Raw genomic sequence first — 16,280 nt, forward strand, 5'->3', positions numbered from 1 at the left:
CTTGCGGGTGCCGCTCTTGCCCACGTCGAGTGCGGGGAAGATGCGCTTGTCGGCAACCTTGCGGTCCAGCACGATTTCCGAGTTGCCGGTGCCCTTGAATTCTTCGAAGATCACTTCGTCCATGCGGCTGCCGGTATCGATCAGCGCGGTGGCGATGATGGAAAGCGAGCCGCCTTCCTCGATATTGCGCGCTGCACCGAAGAAGCGCTTCGGACGCTGAAGGGCGTTGGCATCGACGCCGCCAGTCAGCACCTTGCCTGACGATGGCACGACGGTGTTGTAGGCGCGGCCAAGGCGGGTGATCGAATCGAGCAGGATCACGACATCGCGCTTATGCTCGACCAAGCGCTTGGCCTTTTCGATGACCATCTCGGCCACCTGCACGTGGCGGGTGGCGGGTTCGTCGAAGGTTGAGGAGATCACCTCACCCTTCACGCTGCGCTGCATGTCGGTGACTTCCTCGGGGCGTTCATCGACCAGGAGGACGATCAGGAACACTTCGGGATGGTTGTCGGTGATGGCCTTGGCCATGTTCTGCAGCAGCACGGTCTTGCCGGTGCGCGGCGGGGCGACGATCAGGGCGCGCTGGCCCTTGCCCTGCGGGCTGACCAGATCGATCACGCGGGCCGACTTGTCCTTGACCGTCGGGTCGAGCGTGTCGAGCTTCAGGCGTTCGTTCGGATAGAGCGGGGTCAGGTTGTCAAAGTTGACACGGTGGCGAACGGCGTCTGGCTCGTCGAAGTTGACCTTGATCAGGCGCGTGATGGAGAAATAGCGCTCGCCATCCTTGGGAGCGCGGACTTCACCTTCAACGGTGTCACCCGTGCGCAGGCCCCATTTGCGGACCTGGTTGGGCGAAACATAGATGTCGTCAGGCCCGGCAAGATAGTTCGCTTCAGGGCTGCGGAGGAAGCCGAAACCATCGGGCAGAACCTCGATCGTGCCGATGCCGAGAATTTCCTCGCCGTCTTCGGCCATTTCCTTGAGGATCGCGAACATCAGGTCCTGACGGCGCAATGTGCTCGCGCCTTCAACCTCAAGCTCTTCGGCCATCTGGACCAGCTCGGCGGGGGTTTTCTGCTTAAGTTCTTTCAGGTGCATTTTCGTGTGATTCCAATGGGAATGCAAGGAGATAGGTCGATGGCCGGAAGCCTCTGAAGGGCTTGGAGAAAGCGAGAGGGCGGCTGCATCAGGCGCAGCGCATCAGTTTCCGGTCCACTGCGGGATATGCGCGTGGCACACGTTAGTCAATTGTGGAAACCCGGCAGCCTGTCATGCGTTCCGGGTCATGGAACCGGAAAATCGGCCGGAAACCTGGAGAGAATGTCATGACGATCAGATTGCCTCGCCCGCACAACAGCTTCCCCCGTACAGAAGTGCAAGACGTGCCTGCAAACGCCTGGGGATCGCAATGGAAGCATCTGCCACGGGCACCGGCGATTGTGGTGCGCCATGCCATGCGCGACGGGTTGCGGATTTTGCGCGGTTGAGCAGTCATTAACAGGCCCTCCCCCAACCCCTCCCGCCTGCGGGAGGAGAGGCAGGTCAGAAGGGCTTCACGATCACCGCGATCACGATCACCGCCGCGGCCACGCCGGGGATCTCGTTGAGCATCCGCAGCTTCTTGCCGGACAGCTTGCGGACCCCTGCGGCAAGGTTCTGCGCATATTGCGCCAGCCAGAAGTGGTAGGCGGTGAGCACCAGCACGAAGGCAAGTTTGAGGTGGAACCAGCCCTGCTGAAACGCCCCGATCTCCATGGCAAGCGCAAGGCCCAGAACCCACACGACCACCAGCGATGGCCACATGATGATCTTCATCAGTTTGGCCTCGCGGTCTACCCACACGGCGTTTTCAGGCGAGCCTTCAGGCGCTTCCTGATGGTAGATGAAGAAGCGCGGCAGCATGAACAGGCCCGCCATCCAGAAGATCACGAAGATGACATGGCCGGCCTTCAGCCAGAGATAGAGCATCGCCAATACCTGCTGCATGTGTTGCGCTCTCGCCTGCCGTCTGCGCCCCTGTGGGGGGCTATTTCGGACTGACGATCCAGCTTTGCAAGACGTTCATTTGTATTGAGGGCGCTCCTCCACCATTCTGGGGCTGGTCCCTTTCCCACGTTAAGGAGGATCAGTGCGACCAACCTCGCACGATCTTCAACAGTGCCTCGACGTTTTCAATCGGTGTGAATTGTCCGATGCCGTGGCCAAGGTTGAACACGTGCGGGCGATCCGCAAAGGCTTCGAGAACGCGGATGGTCTGCTTTTCCAGATCCGGCCCGCCTGACAGCAGAAGCAAAGGATCGAGATTGCCCTGGACCGGCATACCGGCGGGCAGTTCGCGCGCGGCCCAGAGCGGGTCGATGGTTTCATCCACACCTACGGCGTTCACGCCGGTTTCGCGGGCATAGGCGGCCAGCTTTTCGCCCGCACCCTTGGGAAAGCCGATGACCGGAACGTGCGGATAGCGACGCTGCATTTCGGCGGCGATTTTCGCGTTGGGGGCAATGACCCAGCGTTCGAACTGTGCCGGTGACAGGCTGCCTGCCCATGAATCGAACAGCTGCAAGCCTTGCGCACCGGCATCGACTTGGCCCGAAAGATATTCGATGGTCACATCCGCAATGGCATCGATGATCGCCTGAAACGCTGATGGATCGCGATAGGCCATGGCGCGGGTATCGTGATGGTCGCGGCTTCCTTCGCCAGCAACCATGTAGGTGGCGACAGTCCACGGGCTGCCTGCAAAGCCGAGCAGCGTCGTCTCAGGCGTTATCTGCGCCTTCACCTTGGCCACCGTCTCGTAGATCGGGGAAAGACGCTCAGGCACGGCTGTGAGGCTTTCCAGCGTGGCATCGAGCAGGCGCGGCGAGAGGTGCGGGCCTTCTCCGGCGAGGAACTGAAGGTTCTGGCCCATGGCATAGGGCACGATTAGGATATCGGAAAACAGGATTGCGCCATCGAAGCCGAAGCGGCGGATCGGCTGCACGGTGACCTCTGCCGCAGCATCGGTATCATAGACCAGCGCAAGGAATCCGCCTTTTTCGGCGCGGAGTTCGCGGTATTCGGGCAGATAGCGCCCGGCCTGACGCATCAGCCAGATCGGACGGCTGGGCAGGTTCTCGCCACGAAGAGTCCGCAGAAGAGGGCCTGCTTCGTGTCCGCTCTGAGTTACCGCCTGAGGCGTCGTTTCCGGCATCGTGCTTCGTCCATTCTACTTACTATAGATTCTTAGAATCAGGTTGATGGTGTTAGTTGGCCCTGTGGATATCGGGGATTGCAGCGGTCTGCCCGATTTGTGAGTCCGCTTCCACACTTTTCCCTGTCTCCGACTCTGGACAGAGTCCGGTCAAGGTGAAGTTGTCACCGCTCTCCACAGGCTGGGGAAAAGCCTGTCCACTTGTCCACAAACGGGCGTGAGGATGACTCGAAGGGAGGGTGAATCTGCGGGTCAAACTTGTCCTCGGTCCTGTCCCGTGGTTTATCAGGCCCCTGTCCACAGGTTCATCCCGACCCATCGCTCAGCCGGGAAAAACCACACCAGAAAGCCCGTTCATGCAGCGTCTGCACCTGCACCTTCTGTCGGATTCCACCGGTGAAACGCTGGAAATGATCGCCAAGGCCGCGCTGGCACAATTCGACGGGGCCGATGTGGTTCGCCACTTCTGGCCGATGGTGCGATCCATGCAGCATCTGGACCGTATCATGGGCGAGATCGCCGCAAATCCAGGGCTGGTGCTTTATACACTGGTCAATGCCGAAACGCGCGAACGGCTGGAGCAGCGCTGTATGGCGCTGGGCCTGCCCAGCGTAGCTGCGCTGGATACTGTGACCGATGCCTTGCAGCAGCAACTGGGTGTGCAGGCCAAGGGGAGGCCCGGTCGCCAGCACATTATGGATGAGGCCTATTTTGCGCGCGTCGATGCGATCCAGTTCACCATCGCGCATGACGACGGGGTGAATTGGGAGAACTGGGAAGAGGCCGACATCGTGCTGGCGGGCGTCTCGCGCAGTTCGAAGACGCCGACGTCGATCTATCTTGCCAATCGAGGATACAAAGTGGCGAACATCCCGATCGTGGTGGAAAGCCCGCCGCCGCCGATGCTGTTTTCGCTACGCCGTCCGCTGGTGGTAGGGCTGACGACCAGCCCGGAGCGGCTGATTGCCGTACGGCGGAACCGCTTGCTGTCGCTGAATCAGGCGCCTGAAACCGCCTATGTCGACAACGACCAGGTTACGCGTGAAGTGCAATATGCACGGCGCATGTTTGCCGATAACGGCTGGGCCGTGATTGACGTTTCGCGTCGGTCTATCGAGGAAACGGCCGCTGCCGTGATCAACCTGTACAATGAACGCGCTGCCGGCGGCGGCGGGGGTGATGGAGTGAAACCGATATGATCTTGATCCTTGCGAGTCAGAGCGCGTCGCGCAAGGCGATGCTTCAGGATGCAGGGGTGCCTTTCGAGGCGCGCGGATCGGATGTGGACGAAGGGGCGATCAAGCGCGAGTTGATCGGCGTGCCGGGGTGCCAGATTGCAGGCGTGCTGGCCGAGGCCAAGGCGTTGGGCGTTTCGCTGACCGCGCCGGGGCGTCTGGTTCTGGGCGGGGATTCGCTGGTTGAGGTCTGTGGGCGGCAGTTCGACAAGCCGGTGAGCCGTGACAATGCGGTGGAGCATCTGGAATTCTTTTCCGGCAAGGAAATGCATCTTCATTCTGCCGTTGTGCTGATGCGCGATGGCGCAGTGGTGTGGAAAACCTGCGAGACCGCAAAACTGCAGGTCCGCACGCTTTCTCCCGACTTTATCCAGAGCTATCTCGACAGGGAATGGCCTGCGGTTTCAGGCTGCGTGGGGGTGTTCCGCATCGAGGCTTTGGGCGTGCAACTGTTCGAACAGATCGAGGGTAGCCACTTCACCGTTTTGGGGATGCCGCTATTGGCGCTGCTGGGCGCATTGCGCGCGCAAGGAGAATTGCCGTCTTGAAGGGGCCATACGCCGAAGTGATCGGGGATCCGATTGCACAGTCGAAATCGCCGGTCATTCATGGGTTCTGGTTGGATAAGCTGGGGCTGGAAGGGCGCTATGATCGTGCGCATGTGATGGCGGACGGGTTGACGGAGTATCTGGCAGCGCGGCGGGGCGATCCTGATTGGCGGGGCTGCAATGTGACGATGCCGCACAAGCAGGCGGTGATCCCGTTTCTGGACCGGCTTGATCCGCTGGCCGCGCGGATCGGGGCGGTGAACACCATAGTTCCTGAAGATGGCGCGTTGGTGGGGTACAATACCGATGCGCCGGGCTTTCTGGAGCCACTGCGCGAGGAGTTGGCCAAGACGCATTACTTCCGCATGGCGCGCGTGCTGGGGACGGGCGGCGCGGCGAGGGCGATCATTGCGGCGCTGGCGGATGAACATGCGGTGATCGTGCTGGCAGGGCGTAATGTGGAGAAGGCGCGCGGACTTCTTGATGAACTGGACCCTGACGGCGAGCATCACGTGGCGCCGCTCGATCACTTTGCCGATGCGACTGAGTTTGCTTTTGACGACCGCGAAGGGTGCTTCGATCTGGTGGTCAATGCTTCTTCACTGGGGATGACTGGGCAGCCGCCTTTGGCTTTTGACATGAGCCATGCGCCACCGGGATCGGTTTTCTACGATATTGTGACGTCGCCTTTGGAAACGGACTTATTGAAAGCTGCGCGGGGGGCGGGGTTCCGTACTGTAGATGGGCTTTCCATGCTGATCGGACAGGCTGATCATGCGTTCCGGCGCTTTTTCGGCGCGGTGCCGCCGCGCGGGGGGGCAGACGTGGAACTGCGCGAAAGGCTGCTGGCATGAGCAGGCCCTACATCATGGGGCTGACCGGCTCTATCGGCATGGGCAAATCGGCAGTGGCGCTTATGCTGCGCGAGATTGGCGTGCCGGTGTTCGATGCCGATGCAGCGGTGCATCACCTGCAAGGACCGGGGGGTGAACTCGTGCCTGCGATCGAGGCAGCGTTTCCCGGAACGACCGGGCCGGGCGGTGTGAAACGCCAGGAACTGGGCGCGAAAGTGTTCGGTGATGCAGCGGCGCTCAAGCGTCTTGAGGCCATCGTCCATCCGGCGGTGGCGCGGATGCGTGAGGCATTCATGATCGAGCATATGGGCGAGCCATTGGTCGTGTTCGACATTCCGCTGCTCTTTGAAAAGGGGCATGGCAAGGATCTGGATGCCGTGATGGTGGTCTCAGCCCCCGCCGAAGTGCAGCGCAAGCGCGTGCTGGCGCGGCCGGGGATGACCGCGGAAAAGTTTGCCCACATCCTTTCGTTGCAAGTGCCCGATGCCGAAAAGCGGGCGCGCGCGGATCATGTGATCGACACTGGCGTGACACTTGCCGAGACGCAGGCGCAGGTTGCAGAGCTGGTTGCGGCCATCCGGGAAAAAAACCCCCGCAGTTAACCCTGTCTCCCCCTTGCCAGCCCCCCTTTGCGGGTCCACATATCTTTCAATGCGTGAGATCGTTTTCGATACCGAGACGACCGGGCTGGACCCCAGAAGCGGGGATCGGCTGGTGGAGATTGGTTGCATTGAAATGGTCAACCGGGTGCCCACGGGTTCGGTTTTCCATTGTTATTTCAATCCCGAGCGCGACATGCCGGCTGAGGCTGAGGCCGTGCATGGTCTGTCGATCACGTTCCTTTCGGACAAACCGAAGTTTGCCGAGAAGACCAGCGAGTTGCTCGACTTCATCGCCGACTCACCGCTGGTTGCGCACAACGCCGGGTTTGATTTCGGCTTCATCAACAACGAGCTGGAAATGTGCGGGCTGGAGCCCGTCAGCCGGGACCGGATGGTCGATACGGTGGCGATTGCCCGCCGCAAGCACCCCGGTGCCAAACTCAGCCTCGATGCCTTGTGCTCGCGCTACGGCATAGACCGCAGCCATCGCACGAAGCATGGGGCACTATTGGACGCGGAACTGCTCGCGCAGCTCTATGTTGAGCTGATGGGCGGAAGGCAGATCGGCCTCGAACTGGCGGCAGACGTCGCCGCGAGGGCCGAGGCCGTTGCGCTGCAGGAGGCCGTGACGGTCACCAGCAGTGTAACCCGCGTGTTCCGTTCCCCGCGTCCGCACGCCGCGAGCGCGGAGGAGCTTGCCCGCCACGATGCTTTCATGGCGGGATTTAGCGAGCCGATCTGGTCGCGTTGAAATGCGCTGCCGGACTGTCTCGCCCGAGTGACAGGAGAAGTGACTTATGGATATTCGCGTTTCGGGACACCAGGTCGATACCGGCGCTGCGCTGCAGACACATGCCGAAGAGCGCCTTGGCGCCATTGTCGACAAGCATTTTTCCCGAGCGCTTTCCTCACACGTCACCATGGGGAAGGCACCACACGGCGGTTTCCGATGTGACATCGTGACGCACGTGGCGCAGGGTCTGATCCTCAAGGGCAGCGCCGTGGCGCAGGATGCCCATGTCGCGCTCGATCAGTCGGCCGAGAAGATCGAGAAGCAACTTCGCCGCTATCGCCGCCGCATCAAGGACCGGCATGAGGGTGCAGACCATGCACGCAAGGCTGATGAGGCGAACTTCGAGGTCCAGGATGCAGCCTACACGGTCTTCGCTCATGATGAAGTCAGCGAGGATGAGCCAGATGATGCGCCGCTGGTCATTGCTGAAACCCGCGTCGATGTACCGACGGCCTCGGTCTCTGACGCGGTGATGATGCTCGACTTGCGCAATACCAACGCTTTGCTGTTCAAAAACGCGGGTACCGGGTTACACAACATGGTCTATCGCCGTGGCGACGGGTCGATTGGATGGGTTGAGCCCAAGTAAGCATTTCCGCCGGGCCGGGGACAAGCACCCCCCCCGGCTCGGCTCTTTCCGCGCATGGTCTTGCTCCCCTTTTCAAATTGTGACCAAAGGCTTTGCGCTTGCTTTGATAAACATTCGGGCGCATGGCGCGGCCCGGTTCACCGTGCATTTGCACTCTTGTGATACATGCTTACCGTTATGTCGGCTCTATTTACTATCGATCCTCAGGCTGTGCGCGTGATGCGCGCGGATACCAAGCAGCAGATCCTTGCCGATCTCGCTGCCTGCTTTGCGTCGGTCTATGCGCTTGATGCGGATACGGTGATTGATGGGATTGAAGAACGCGAGAAGCTGGGTAGCACTGGCTTCGGTCGTGGGGTGGCCATCCCCCACGCACGGATCGATGGGCTTGAACGTCCAGTTGCCGCGTTCTTCCGCCTTGCCGAACCGGTTGAGTTTGCGTCGGCCGATGGAATGCCGGTAGACTGTGTGTTCGGCCTGCTTTCACCCTCGCAGGCAGGAGCATCACATTTGCAAGCGCTGGCCGCGATCTCGCGCCTGATGCGCGATGAACGTATGCACGAACGCCTGGTCGCGGCGCCTGATGCCGAGGCGCTGTTCGGCCTCCTGGTCAACGTTATTGATCGCGATGCAGCTTGACGGCAACGCCAGCGCGGGTGGCGATAGCGCCAGCCTGCATTGGCGTGCGCTCGAAGGACTTTACAGCTCGGCCCCGGTCAATCATCTGTTCGACTCTCGCCTTGAAATCATTGGTGAAGGCCTGTCCCGCATCCATTTCGATGTGACGCCAGCCTGCTTTCATGCCGCTGGTGCGGCGCATGGCACGATCTACTTCAAGATGCTCGACGATGCCGCATTCTATGCGGCCAACACCCATGTGACTGACCGCTTCCTGCTGACAACATCGTTCAACCTGCTGTTCACCAAGCCAATCCATGGTGGACGGGTGGTTGCGGAAGGGCGTTGGATTTCAGGCCGTCGCCGCGTGCTGGTGGCAGAAGCGCGATTGATTGACGAAGAAGGGGAAGAAGTGGGGCGCGGCACGGGTACGTTCCAGCGTTCGCGCATCCCGCTTTCCAGCTTGGACGGATACAACGCTGGCCTGCGTGCGGCGCTGGGTTGAAGGGACAAGCCTGAGTGGACACGCGGCTTCCCGCACACCTTGAAGTGAACGGATTCATCCGTGCTGCGCAAGCCGCCGGAGGGTTTGGCATGGTGCTGAACAAGGGCGAGCGGGATGGCGGCACAATCTTGATTGTTATGGTTGAAAATCAAGGTCTTGCCGTTCTGTATGAACGTATGCCCCAGCTTGATGGAACGCGAAAGTGGGACCAAGTAAAGGTCCAAGTATCTGAAAATAAATCGGACTTTGATGACTATTTGGACCGGCGCAGCACTCAAGACCCCGATGTGTGGATAGTCGAACTGACTGTCGCGGATCGCGAACGCTTCGTCCGGGACAATCTGACGTAAGCCTGAACGTGGGTTGACTCTAAAGGAGCGCGGTCTAAAGGCCCGCTACCGATTTTTGCGCAGGCGGTGATGGGAGGCATGAGGGCCGAACGCACTGGCACGCAGACGGGGGGCAACCGACATGGCCCTTCGATGTCGCGCCGTTTGGCGGATTCATCCGCTGCATCGGCCCGGCACCGCGCCATGCCCGGAAGCTCACCGCCCAATGACGATGACGGATGAGCAAGAAATTCAAATATGCAGCAACGCTGAGCCTGGCTGCGACATTTATCACTACGCTTCTCAGCACAGGCGGTTCCCAAGCCGCCGCACAGAGCATGAATGCTCCGGTCGCCATCGCAGCGACCTTCATTTCCCAACCCGTGGTGCAGCCGCTTGCTGATGTGCAGCAGGATGCCGTGGCAGATCGCAGCGAAGCCAACGCTTCCTCGCTTGCCGAACTGGTTGCTGAAACCGATATTCCTGCCGCGCTTTCAAAGGAACTGGAGTGCCTTGCCGGTGCCGTGTTCTTTGAAGCCAAGGGCGAATCGCTGGCCGGGCAACTTGCCGTTGGCCGGGTGATCGTTGCGCGCTCCAATTCGGGCCGCTTCCCCGCTTCATACTGCGGCGTGGTGTACCAGCCCTCGCAGTTCTCTTTCGTTCGTGGCCGTTCGATGCCCGCGATCAACCGCGACAGCCGTGCATGGCAAACAGCCGTGCGCATCGCACGTATCGCTGACGAAGGTCAGTGGAAGAGCCCGGTCGAAGGGGCGATGTTCTTCCATGCGACTTACGTTTCGCCACGGTGGGGCAAGACCCGCATGGCAAAGGTGGACGGACACGTGTTTTACCGCTGAAGCATTGTTTGGTGCTGACATGAAAAAGGGCCGGCCCCCGCGTGGGGCCGGCCCTTTTCGTTTGCGGCAATCGTGCGATCAGTGGCGGAAGTGGCGCATTCCTGTGAAGACCATGGCCAGGCCCGCTTCGTCGGCAGCCTTGATCACGTCATCATCGCGGATAGATCCGCCCGGCTGGATCACGCAAGTTGCGCCCGCCTCGACCGCAGCCAAAAGGCCATCGGCGAAGGGGAAGAATGCGTCTGATGCGACGGCAGAACCGACCGTGCGGGATTGGATCCAGCCAAACTTTTCGGCGGCTTCGGCAGCCTTCATCGCGGCAATTCGGCTGGAATCGCGGCGGTTCATCTGGCCCGCTCCAATGCCGGCGGTGATTCCGTCCTTGGCATAGACGATGGCGTTGGACTTCACGTGCCGCGCCACGGTCCACGCGAACAGGCAGTCCTTCAGCTCCTGCTCGGTGGGCTGGCGCTTGGTAACAACCTTCAGATCATCAACCGAGACCACGCCGTTGTCGCGGCTCTGGACCAGCAGGCCGCCAGTGATTGGCTTGACCATCAGTCCTCCCCGGCGCGGATCGGGTAGATCGCCGGTCAGCAACAGGCGCAGGTTCTTCTTGCGGGCAAAGGCTGCCTTTGCCGCGTCGTCGGCAGCAGGCGCGATCACGACTTCGGTAAATATCTCGCAGATCGCGTTCGCTGTCGGGCCATCAAGTGGGACATTTGTGGCAACGATCCCGCCGAAAGCTGAAACATCGTCGCAAGCGAGTGCGCCATGCCATGCTTCAAGCAGGTTCGAAGCTTGCGCAACGCCGCAGGGGTTGGCGTGCTTGACGATCACGACGGCTGGCTCCTGCCCGCGAAACTCGGCGGCGAGTTCGAAGGCGGCGTCAGCGTCGTTGTAATTGTTGTAGGACAGTTCCTTGCCCTGCACCTGTTCGGCCTGGGCGATGCCCCGGGCAAAGGGACCACGCGGGACGTAGAGAGCGGCCTTCTGGTGCGGATTTTCTCCATAACGCAGTTCTTCGGACCGCTTGCCGATCACCGCCAGTGTTTCGGGGAACATCTGCTGCTGGTCGGCAAAGGCGAACCACTGGCTGATCATGCTGTCATAAGTGGCTGTTGCGGCAAAAGCGCGCGCCGCCATCAGACGACGGAAAGCGAGGCTCGTCGCGCCGTTGCTGGTTTCCAGTTCTGCCAGCAGGCCAGCGTAGTCCGCCGGATCGGTGAGGATCGTGACATAATCATGGTTCTTGGCGGCAGAGCGCACCATCGAAGGGCCGCCGATGTCAATGTTCTCGATCACTTCGTCACGCGCGGCGCCCTTGGCCACGGTCGCTTCGAAGGGGTAGAGGTTGACCACCACGAGATCGATTGCGCCGATGTTGTGTTCAGCCATGGCTGCAGCATGTTCGGGATTGTCGCGCACGGCCAGCAGTCCACCGTGGATCGTGGGGTGCAGTGTCTTGACGCGGCCATCCATCATTTCGGGAAAGCCGGTGTGCTCCGAAACGTCCTTCACCGACAGCCCTGCATCGCGCAGCGCCTTGGCGGTGCCGCCGGTGGAGAGCAGCTCGACCCCGCGCGCGGCGAGAGCCTTGCCCAGATCGACAAGGCCGGATTTGTCAGACACCGAAAGCAGTGCCCGCTTGATCGTAACTTCGCTCACGTAGGTTTTCCTGTTCTATCGCATCTTCTTGAGCAGCCAGGAGAAGCTTTCTCCGCTGCGGGGAACCTTGGCGGTGACGACCAACTGGCGCGTGCCGATGGGCCGTCCCTGACCATCCGCCCAGAGGCTTTCCTCAACCGAGACCGGATCGCGGCCTGATCGGAACTGCCACAGGCTGCCATCGGGCAGGGCAAGCGAAATGCCTTTCCCGTCCGTGCTGGCGGCCAGCTCGATATGCGGGCCGAGGTGGAAGCGCAAGGCGACTCCGATTGTGCCGCGCTTGCCCTTGCGGCCAGAGGGCAGCAGCAGGTCCTCGCCGCGCAGTTCGGTCCCGTCATCGCGCAGGATGAGGATGCGCCTATGCACGAGGCCGTAGCGGCTGACATAGCCGTTGTGGCTGGCTTCGATCCGCGTAGCGCCACCGCCAGCGCCAGTGGGGCCGCTGGCATCGGCTGACAGTGTGCGACGGTCCACCTCGACCTCGGACACGCCCGATCCGATGCGGCCATTGATGAGGACCGCGGTGGAATTGAAATCGTCGATAGTCAGCGTGGAATGTGCTGCGGTGGCGCGCAGGCCTTGTTCGAGCCGCAGCGGGATCATGCCGCCAGCAAACGCCGCGCCACCGCAGTTGACGATCAGCCGGTCCATGCCGTGGCTGAATTCGAACGCCAGCGTGGATGCGCAGCCATCGCGCGCATGGCGAGCCACAGGCGGCGGCCCCGCATCGAACTGCAGCACCGATTTGCCCGCCGTGGCGCGCTGGTAACCCCACTGGCGCGCATCGCGCAACGGGCGGGTACGTACGCCGCTGGCCGTGATCAGCGTGTCGATAGCATCGGCAGAGATGCCACCGGAGCCTTGCCAATTGCCCAGACCACCATCACCATGCAGCAGTGCCAGCAGCGGCGGCACCAGCAGCGTCAGCATGGTCTGAATCTGCGGCAGAGGCTCTTCGCGTACGGCTTCGTAGCAGGCGCGCAGGGCGATCAGCAGTTCAATCGCCTCGATCTGGCAGATCGGGCTGCGCGAGAGGACGCCGCCATCATCGCTCACCACTTCTCCCAGTGCGCGCACAAGACCTGCTTCGGCATAGAGGCGTCGGGGTTTGGAATCGGCCATGATCAGGCCGGTCGCGACAAGCCCGCACCAGCCTGCCACTTCGCTCAACCGATTGTCCGCCCCGGTAACGCGGCGGTCGAGCCAGCGCGCGGTTTCCTCGATGGTGCGCAGGATTCGCGCGCGGAACGCGCGGTCTTGCCCCGAAAGGACCAGTGGAGCGTGGACCATCCAGTTGAGCAGGCGGTGACCGACATTGCCGACATCCCACGCGGGCGTAGGGTCAGGCTTGGGGTTGGCTGCTAGCCAGGTGGTAAGGATACGCTCGGCCACTTGCGCGCATTGGGCGCGGGTGCCGCCTGATTCGAGATCGCGTAGCCAGCGAAATCCGTGGACAATGCGTTCGAATGGTGGGGGCAGGCGCGGGCCTGAAAAGGCCGTGTCAGCGATGGCGGACTTGAAGCCATGGATCAGGAAGTGTCCGGCGCGCAGAGCCTTCCCGGCGGCAGCGTCACCCGGCAGTGGGGGCAGGACGGTGGCGGTCAGTCGCGTCTTTGCGCGTTTGCGGAACGGGTGGATGGCGCTGGCTGGCAGGCCGAGGCTATAGGCAAACCGCACCAGTTTATCCCCTGCACCAAGCGAAGGTGGGGCAAAATCGGCAAGTGCGAGAGCGCGGCCCGGTTCGACCACGCCAGGCTCCAAGGTGGCCGTATCAGATGCAACTGGCGCAGCAGCATGATTGGTTCCAGAAGGAAGTGGGCTGTCGGACGGCTCTGCCAGCGGTTCCTCCTGTGTTCGATCAAGTGGTATTGCGCGGCGTGTGTTTGATGTGCCGGGGCGCGCGTTGGCTGCCGCAGGTCGGCTTCCGGTCAGGGGGAAGCCGTTGTCTCTCATATCAGCCCAGAGCCTTCAGTGCGGCGATATTTGCGGCATAGTGTGATGGGCCGCCCTTGAACGATGCGGTCCCGGCAACCAGCACGTCAGCTCCGGCGTCAACGCATGAGCGAATCGTATTGGTGTCCACACCCCCATCGACTTCGAGGTGGATCTGGCGGCCTGATTTATCGATCATCTTGCGCACAGCTTCAATCTTGCGAAGCTGGCTAGAGATGAAGCTCTGCCCGCCGAAGCCTGGGTTCACGCTCATGATCAGGACCAGATCGACGTCGTCGATCAGGTAATCCAGCATCTTGGCTGGCGTTCCCGGATTAAGCGAGACGCCCACTTTCTTGCCCAACCCTTTGATCGCCTGCACGGTGCGGTGAATGTGAGGTCCTGCTTCTGGGTGGACGGTGATGATATCGGCCCCGGCATCGGCAAAAGCCTGAAGGTAGGCATCAACCGGCGAAATCATCAGATGCACGTCAAGCGGCTTGGCGGTGTGCGGGCGCAGCGCCTTTACTACCATCGGGCCAATCGTGATGTTTGGCACGAAATGCCCGTCCATCACATCGACATGAATCCAGTCGGCCCCAGCTTCATCAATTGCACGCACTTCTTCGCCAAGGCGGGCGAAATCAGCAGAAAGGATCGACGGGGAAATCAGCGGGGTCATCGGGCGGCACTATCCTGCATACGGAGGCAGGGTCATTCGAACACGCACTGGCGCCGAAAATGGCCACCCCACACTTTGCGCTTAGCTTTGGCGAATCGGTGGAACAAGCGGTTCACACAGGCTTATCCACACGGAATGTCCCGGAATGGAGGCGGTTTGCCGCTGAACAGTGGGTTGCAGCAGAGTTCAGGGCGTGTTCACGGCGCGAATCTTACTTAACGATCCAGAAATATGCCGGTATGACGCCGGCGGGAACGGACGGAACGAAGGCGTAACAATCACAGTTCATTGGCACGGTTCATTGGATAAACGTGCAACGCATCGACCTGACAACACATCGAAATCGGGGCTTTTTGATCATGAACATGCCGAGACGTTGGTACGCCACGGCCATTGCCTTTGCTGCTGCCGCCACTTCGCTGACCTTCGCAAGCCATGCTGCAAATGCCGCAGCACCCAAATGCGCTGGGCCGGTTAGCGATACCTGGATAAACGTTACGGTTGACGGCGTGCGCAATGGCAACGGCCTGATGGCGGTCACGCTCTATGCTGACGAGCCGCGCAAGTTCCTTGCCAAGAAAGGCTCCCTTTACGTAGGCCGCGTTGATGCAACTGCGCCGGAAACGCGCATGTGTCTCTACGTTCCCAAGCCGGGCGTCTATGCGCTAGCCGTGTACCATGACGAGGATTCGAGCACGAACATCAAGCGCAGCGGCGTGCTGGGCATCCCCGAAGAAGGCTTCGGCTTTTCCAACAACCCGCCGACGATCGCGAGTATCCCCTCGTTCCGTTCGGTGCGGTTGAATATTGTGAAATCGGGCCTGTCGACCCGCATTCACCTCAAATATCCTTAGAATTACTGGCTTTCAGCCGGAACGCCGATTTCAGCGAAAGTCTGGGCAAGCTGCCAGGGCGCAAGTTCCTCGGCAAGGGCGTGGGCGCGTGGATCGTCAACATCCATCCACCATGCGTCCTCGATGTCCATGGTGGCAGCGCGACCGGCGTCGGCCAGACGCTGCATTCCATCGGACAGGCTACCTGATTTGCCCTCGGTGATTGCGTCGCGAATGGCCAACGCCAGTTCGGGTGTGGCCAAGAATGCGCCACAGTCGACGGCGTCGTATGCGGTAATGGTCTTGCCAATGGCGGTGATGCGGCCTGCATCGTCCATCTTAACCCATGTTGCGTCATCAGGATCGACAAGCGGATTGTCGATCCGGCGATCTATCGCAAGCGTCACACCCCGATCTGGCCGGTCTTCAAGCATGAGCCGGGCAAGAATGTCTGCGTCGAACATGTGGTCGGCCATCATCAGCAGGTAGTTGCCATCGCATCGCGTGGCGCCCGCCATGACAGAGTGGCCATTGGGCGTGGACCAGTTGGTCAGGCGCACTGGCACAATCTCGATTCCGGCACGCAGCGACAGGTCGGCCAGAAACGTCTCAAGCATATCTGCGTGATGACCGGTGACGACGACGACGCGCGTGATTCCCGCCAACATCGCCTGGCGCACGCCAATCTCGATCAGCGGTACCCCCGCGACCGGCGTGAGCGGCTTCGATGGCGAAAGGTCAGCCAAACGGCTGCCGAAACCTGCGGCGATGATCAGGGCATCCATGACGGCATTCCGCCTAGCCACTTCGCGCGCAAATGAAAAGGCCGACCAGACGAAACGTCCGGTCGGCCCATTTCATTTGGCAAAGCGCGTGCGCTTATTCTGCGGCCAGCTTTTCAACCGAGGCGTATTCCTCGACCATCTGCGCGGCGACATCGTCGTTGAACTGCTGCGGCGGGTGCTTGCAGAAGTAGGCCGACGGGCCGATCAGCGCACCACCTTCACCACGATCAAGCGCAACCTTGCAGCAACGGATC

19 protein-coding genes are annotated in these 16,280 nt (G+C 61.1%); 12 read left to right on the forward strand and 7 right to left on the reverse strand.

Going from position 1 to position 16,280, the window contains the following annotated elements; all coding sequences use genetic code 11:
* A partial coding sequence (rho, locus tag B7X90_RS13910) for a transcription termination factor Rho (RefSeq protein WP_292625369.1) occupies positions 1-1,101 on the reverse strand: 1,101 nt, incomplete at its 3' end.
* A gap of 227 nt (positions 1,102-1,328) precedes the next feature.
* Here rho and B7X90_RS13915 point away from each other — a divergent pair.
* Positions 1,329-1,490 (forward strand): hypothetical protein, encoded by a 162-nt coding sequence (locus B7X90_RS13915; protein ID WP_292625370.1) that lies wholly within the window; start codon positions 1,329-1,331, stop codon positions 1,488-1,490.
* A 55-nt stretch (positions 1,491-1,545) separates the two neighbouring features.
* On the opposite strand, the gene B7X90_RS13920 is transcribed toward B7X90_RS13915, so the two are convergent.
* Together B7X90_RS13920 and hemE are read right to left on the reverse strand one after the other, a co-directional pair.
* Entirely contained in the window at positions 1,546-1,989 is a 444-nt protein-coding gene (locus B7X90_RS13920; protein WP_292625371.1) for a CopD family protein, read from the reverse strand.
* Between the two features lie 139 nt (positions 1,990-2,128).
* Positions 2,129-3,196, reverse strand: coding sequence for a uroporphyrinogen decarboxylase (gene hemE, locus B7X90_RS13925; protein WP_292625372.1), 1,068 nt, complete (start codon positions 3,194-3,196; stop codon positions 2,129-2,131).
* A 356-nt stretch (positions 3,197-3,552) separates the two neighbouring features.
* Here hemE and B7X90_RS13930 point away from each other — a divergent pair, with 356 nt between their 5' ends.
* The 10 genes from B7X90_RS13930 to B7X90_RS13975 all read left to right on the forward strand — a co-directional run bounded on the left by B7X90_RS13930 (position 3,553) and on the right by B7X90_RS13975 (position 10,126).
* On the forward strand, positions 3,553-4,395 hold the full coding sequence (locus B7X90_RS13930) for a pyruvate, water dikinase regulatory protein (protein ID WP_292625374.1): 843 nt from the start codon (positions 3,553-3,555) through the stop codon (positions 4,393-4,395).
* The gene (locus B7X90_RS13935) at positions 4,392-4,979 is read left to right on the forward strand and encodes a nucleoside triphosphate pyrophosphatase (protein WP_292625375.1); all 588 of its coding nucleotides are present in this window, start codon (positions 4,392-4,394) and stop codon (positions 4,977-4,979) included. Before B7X90_RS13930 ends, B7X90_RS13935 begins: the two co-directional genes overlap by 4 nt.
* The gene (gene aroE / locus B7X90_RS13940; RefSeq protein ID WP_292625377.1) at positions 4,976-5,833 is read left to right on the forward strand and encodes a shikimate dehydrogenase; all 858 of its coding nucleotides are present in this window, start codon (positions 4,976-4,978) and stop codon (positions 5,831-5,833) included. Before B7X90_RS13935 ends, aroE begins: the two co-directional genes overlap by 4 nt.
* The gene (coaE, locus tag B7X90_RS13945; protein WP_292625379.1) at positions 5,830-6,435 is read left to right on the forward strand and encodes a dephospho-CoA kinase; all 606 of its coding nucleotides are present in this window, start codon (positions 5,830-5,832) and stop codon (positions 6,433-6,435) included. Before aroE ends, coaE begins: the two co-directional genes overlap by 4 nt.
* Before the next feature lie 49 nt (positions 6,436-6,484).
* A complete protein-coding gene (gene dnaQ / locus B7X90_RS13950) occupies positions 6,485-7,186 on the forward strand; it encodes a DNA polymerase III subunit epsilon (protein WP_292625381.1) in 702 nt (233 codons plus the stop codon).
* A 46-nt stretch (positions 7,187-7,232) separates the two neighbouring features.
* The gene (gene raiA, locus B7X90_RS13955; protein ID WP_292625383.1) at positions 7,233-7,817 is read left to right on the forward strand and encodes a ribosome-associated translation inhibitor RaiA; all 585 of its coding nucleotides are present in this window, start codon (positions 7,233-7,235) and stop codon (positions 7,815-7,817) included.
* A gap of 177 nt (positions 7,818-7,994) precedes the next feature.
* Complete coding sequence (locus B7X90_RS13960; RefSeq protein WP_292625385.1) at positions 7,995-8,456, forward strand: PTS sugar transporter subunit IIA; 462 nt, start codon at positions 7,995-7,997, stop codon at positions 8,454-8,456.
* A complete protein-coding gene (locus tag B7X90_RS13965; RefSeq protein ID WP_292625386.1) occupies positions 8,446-8,940 on the forward strand; it encodes a PaaI family thioesterase in 495 nt (164 codons plus the stop codon). Before B7X90_RS13960 ends, B7X90_RS13965 begins: the two co-directional genes overlap by 11 nt.
* 14 nt (positions 8,941-8,954) lie before the next feature.
* On the forward strand, positions 8,955-9,290 hold the full coding sequence (locus B7X90_RS13970) for a DUF1491 family protein (RefSeq protein ID WP_292625388.1): 336 nt from the start codon (positions 8,955-8,957) through the stop codon (positions 9,288-9,290).
* 218 nt (positions 9,291-9,508) lie between these two features.
* The gene (locus B7X90_RS13975; RefSeq protein WP_292625389.1) at positions 9,509-10,126 is read left to right on the forward strand and encodes a cell wall hydrolase; all 618 of its coding nucleotides are present in this window, start codon (positions 9,509-9,511) and stop codon (positions 10,124-10,126) included.
* Positions 10,127-10,204: 78 nt separating this feature from the next.
* Here B7X90_RS13975 and purH read toward each other — a convergent pair whose 3' ends face one another.
* From purH to rpe, 3 genes are read right to left on the reverse strand one after another with little or no spacing between them, the layout of a single operon-like run.
* Positions 10,205-11,794 carry a bifunctional phosphoribosylaminoimidazolecarboxamide formyltransferase/IMP cyclohydrolase gene (gene purH, locus B7X90_RS13980; protein ID WP_292625390.1) on the reverse strand — a complete coding sequence of 530 codons (1,590 nt, stop codon included), beginning with the start codon at positions 11,792-11,794 and terminating at the stop codon, positions 10,205-10,207.
* 15 nt (positions 11,795-11,809) lie between these two features.
* A complete protein-coding gene (locus B7X90_RS13985; protein ID WP_292625391.1) occupies positions 11,810-13,747 on the reverse strand; it encodes a heparinase II/III family protein in 1,938 nt (645 codons plus the stop codon).
* A 1-nt stretch (position 13,748) separates the two neighbouring features.
* A complete protein-coding gene (rpe, locus tag B7X90_RS13990; protein ID WP_292625393.1) occupies positions 13,749-14,408 on the reverse strand; it encodes a ribulose-phosphate 3-epimerase in 660 nt (219 codons plus the stop codon).
* 359 nt (positions 14,409-14,767) lie between these two features.
* Between rpe and B7X90_RS13995 the strand changes: the two genes are divergently transcribed.
* Entirely contained in the window at positions 14,768-15,262 is a 495-nt protein-coding gene (locus tag B7X90_RS13995) for a DUF2141 domain-containing protein (RefSeq protein WP_292625395.1), read from the forward strand.
* Positions 15,263-15,264: 2 nt separating this feature from the next.
* Here B7X90_RS13995 and B7X90_RS14000 read toward each other — a convergent pair whose 3' ends face one another.
* The gene (locus B7X90_RS14000) at positions 15,265-16,026 is read right to left on the reverse strand and encodes an NTP transferase domain-containing protein (RefSeq protein ID WP_292625396.1); all 762 of its coding nucleotides are present in this window, start codon (positions 16,024-16,026) and stop codon (positions 15,265-15,267) included.
* Positions 16,027-16,280 lie beyond the last annotated feature (254 nt).

Source organism: Novosphingobium sp. 17-62-19 (genome assembly GCF_002256775.1).
Classification (GTDB): Bacteria; Pseudomonadota; Alphaproteobacteria; order Sphingomonadales; family Sphingomonadaceae; genus Novosphingobium.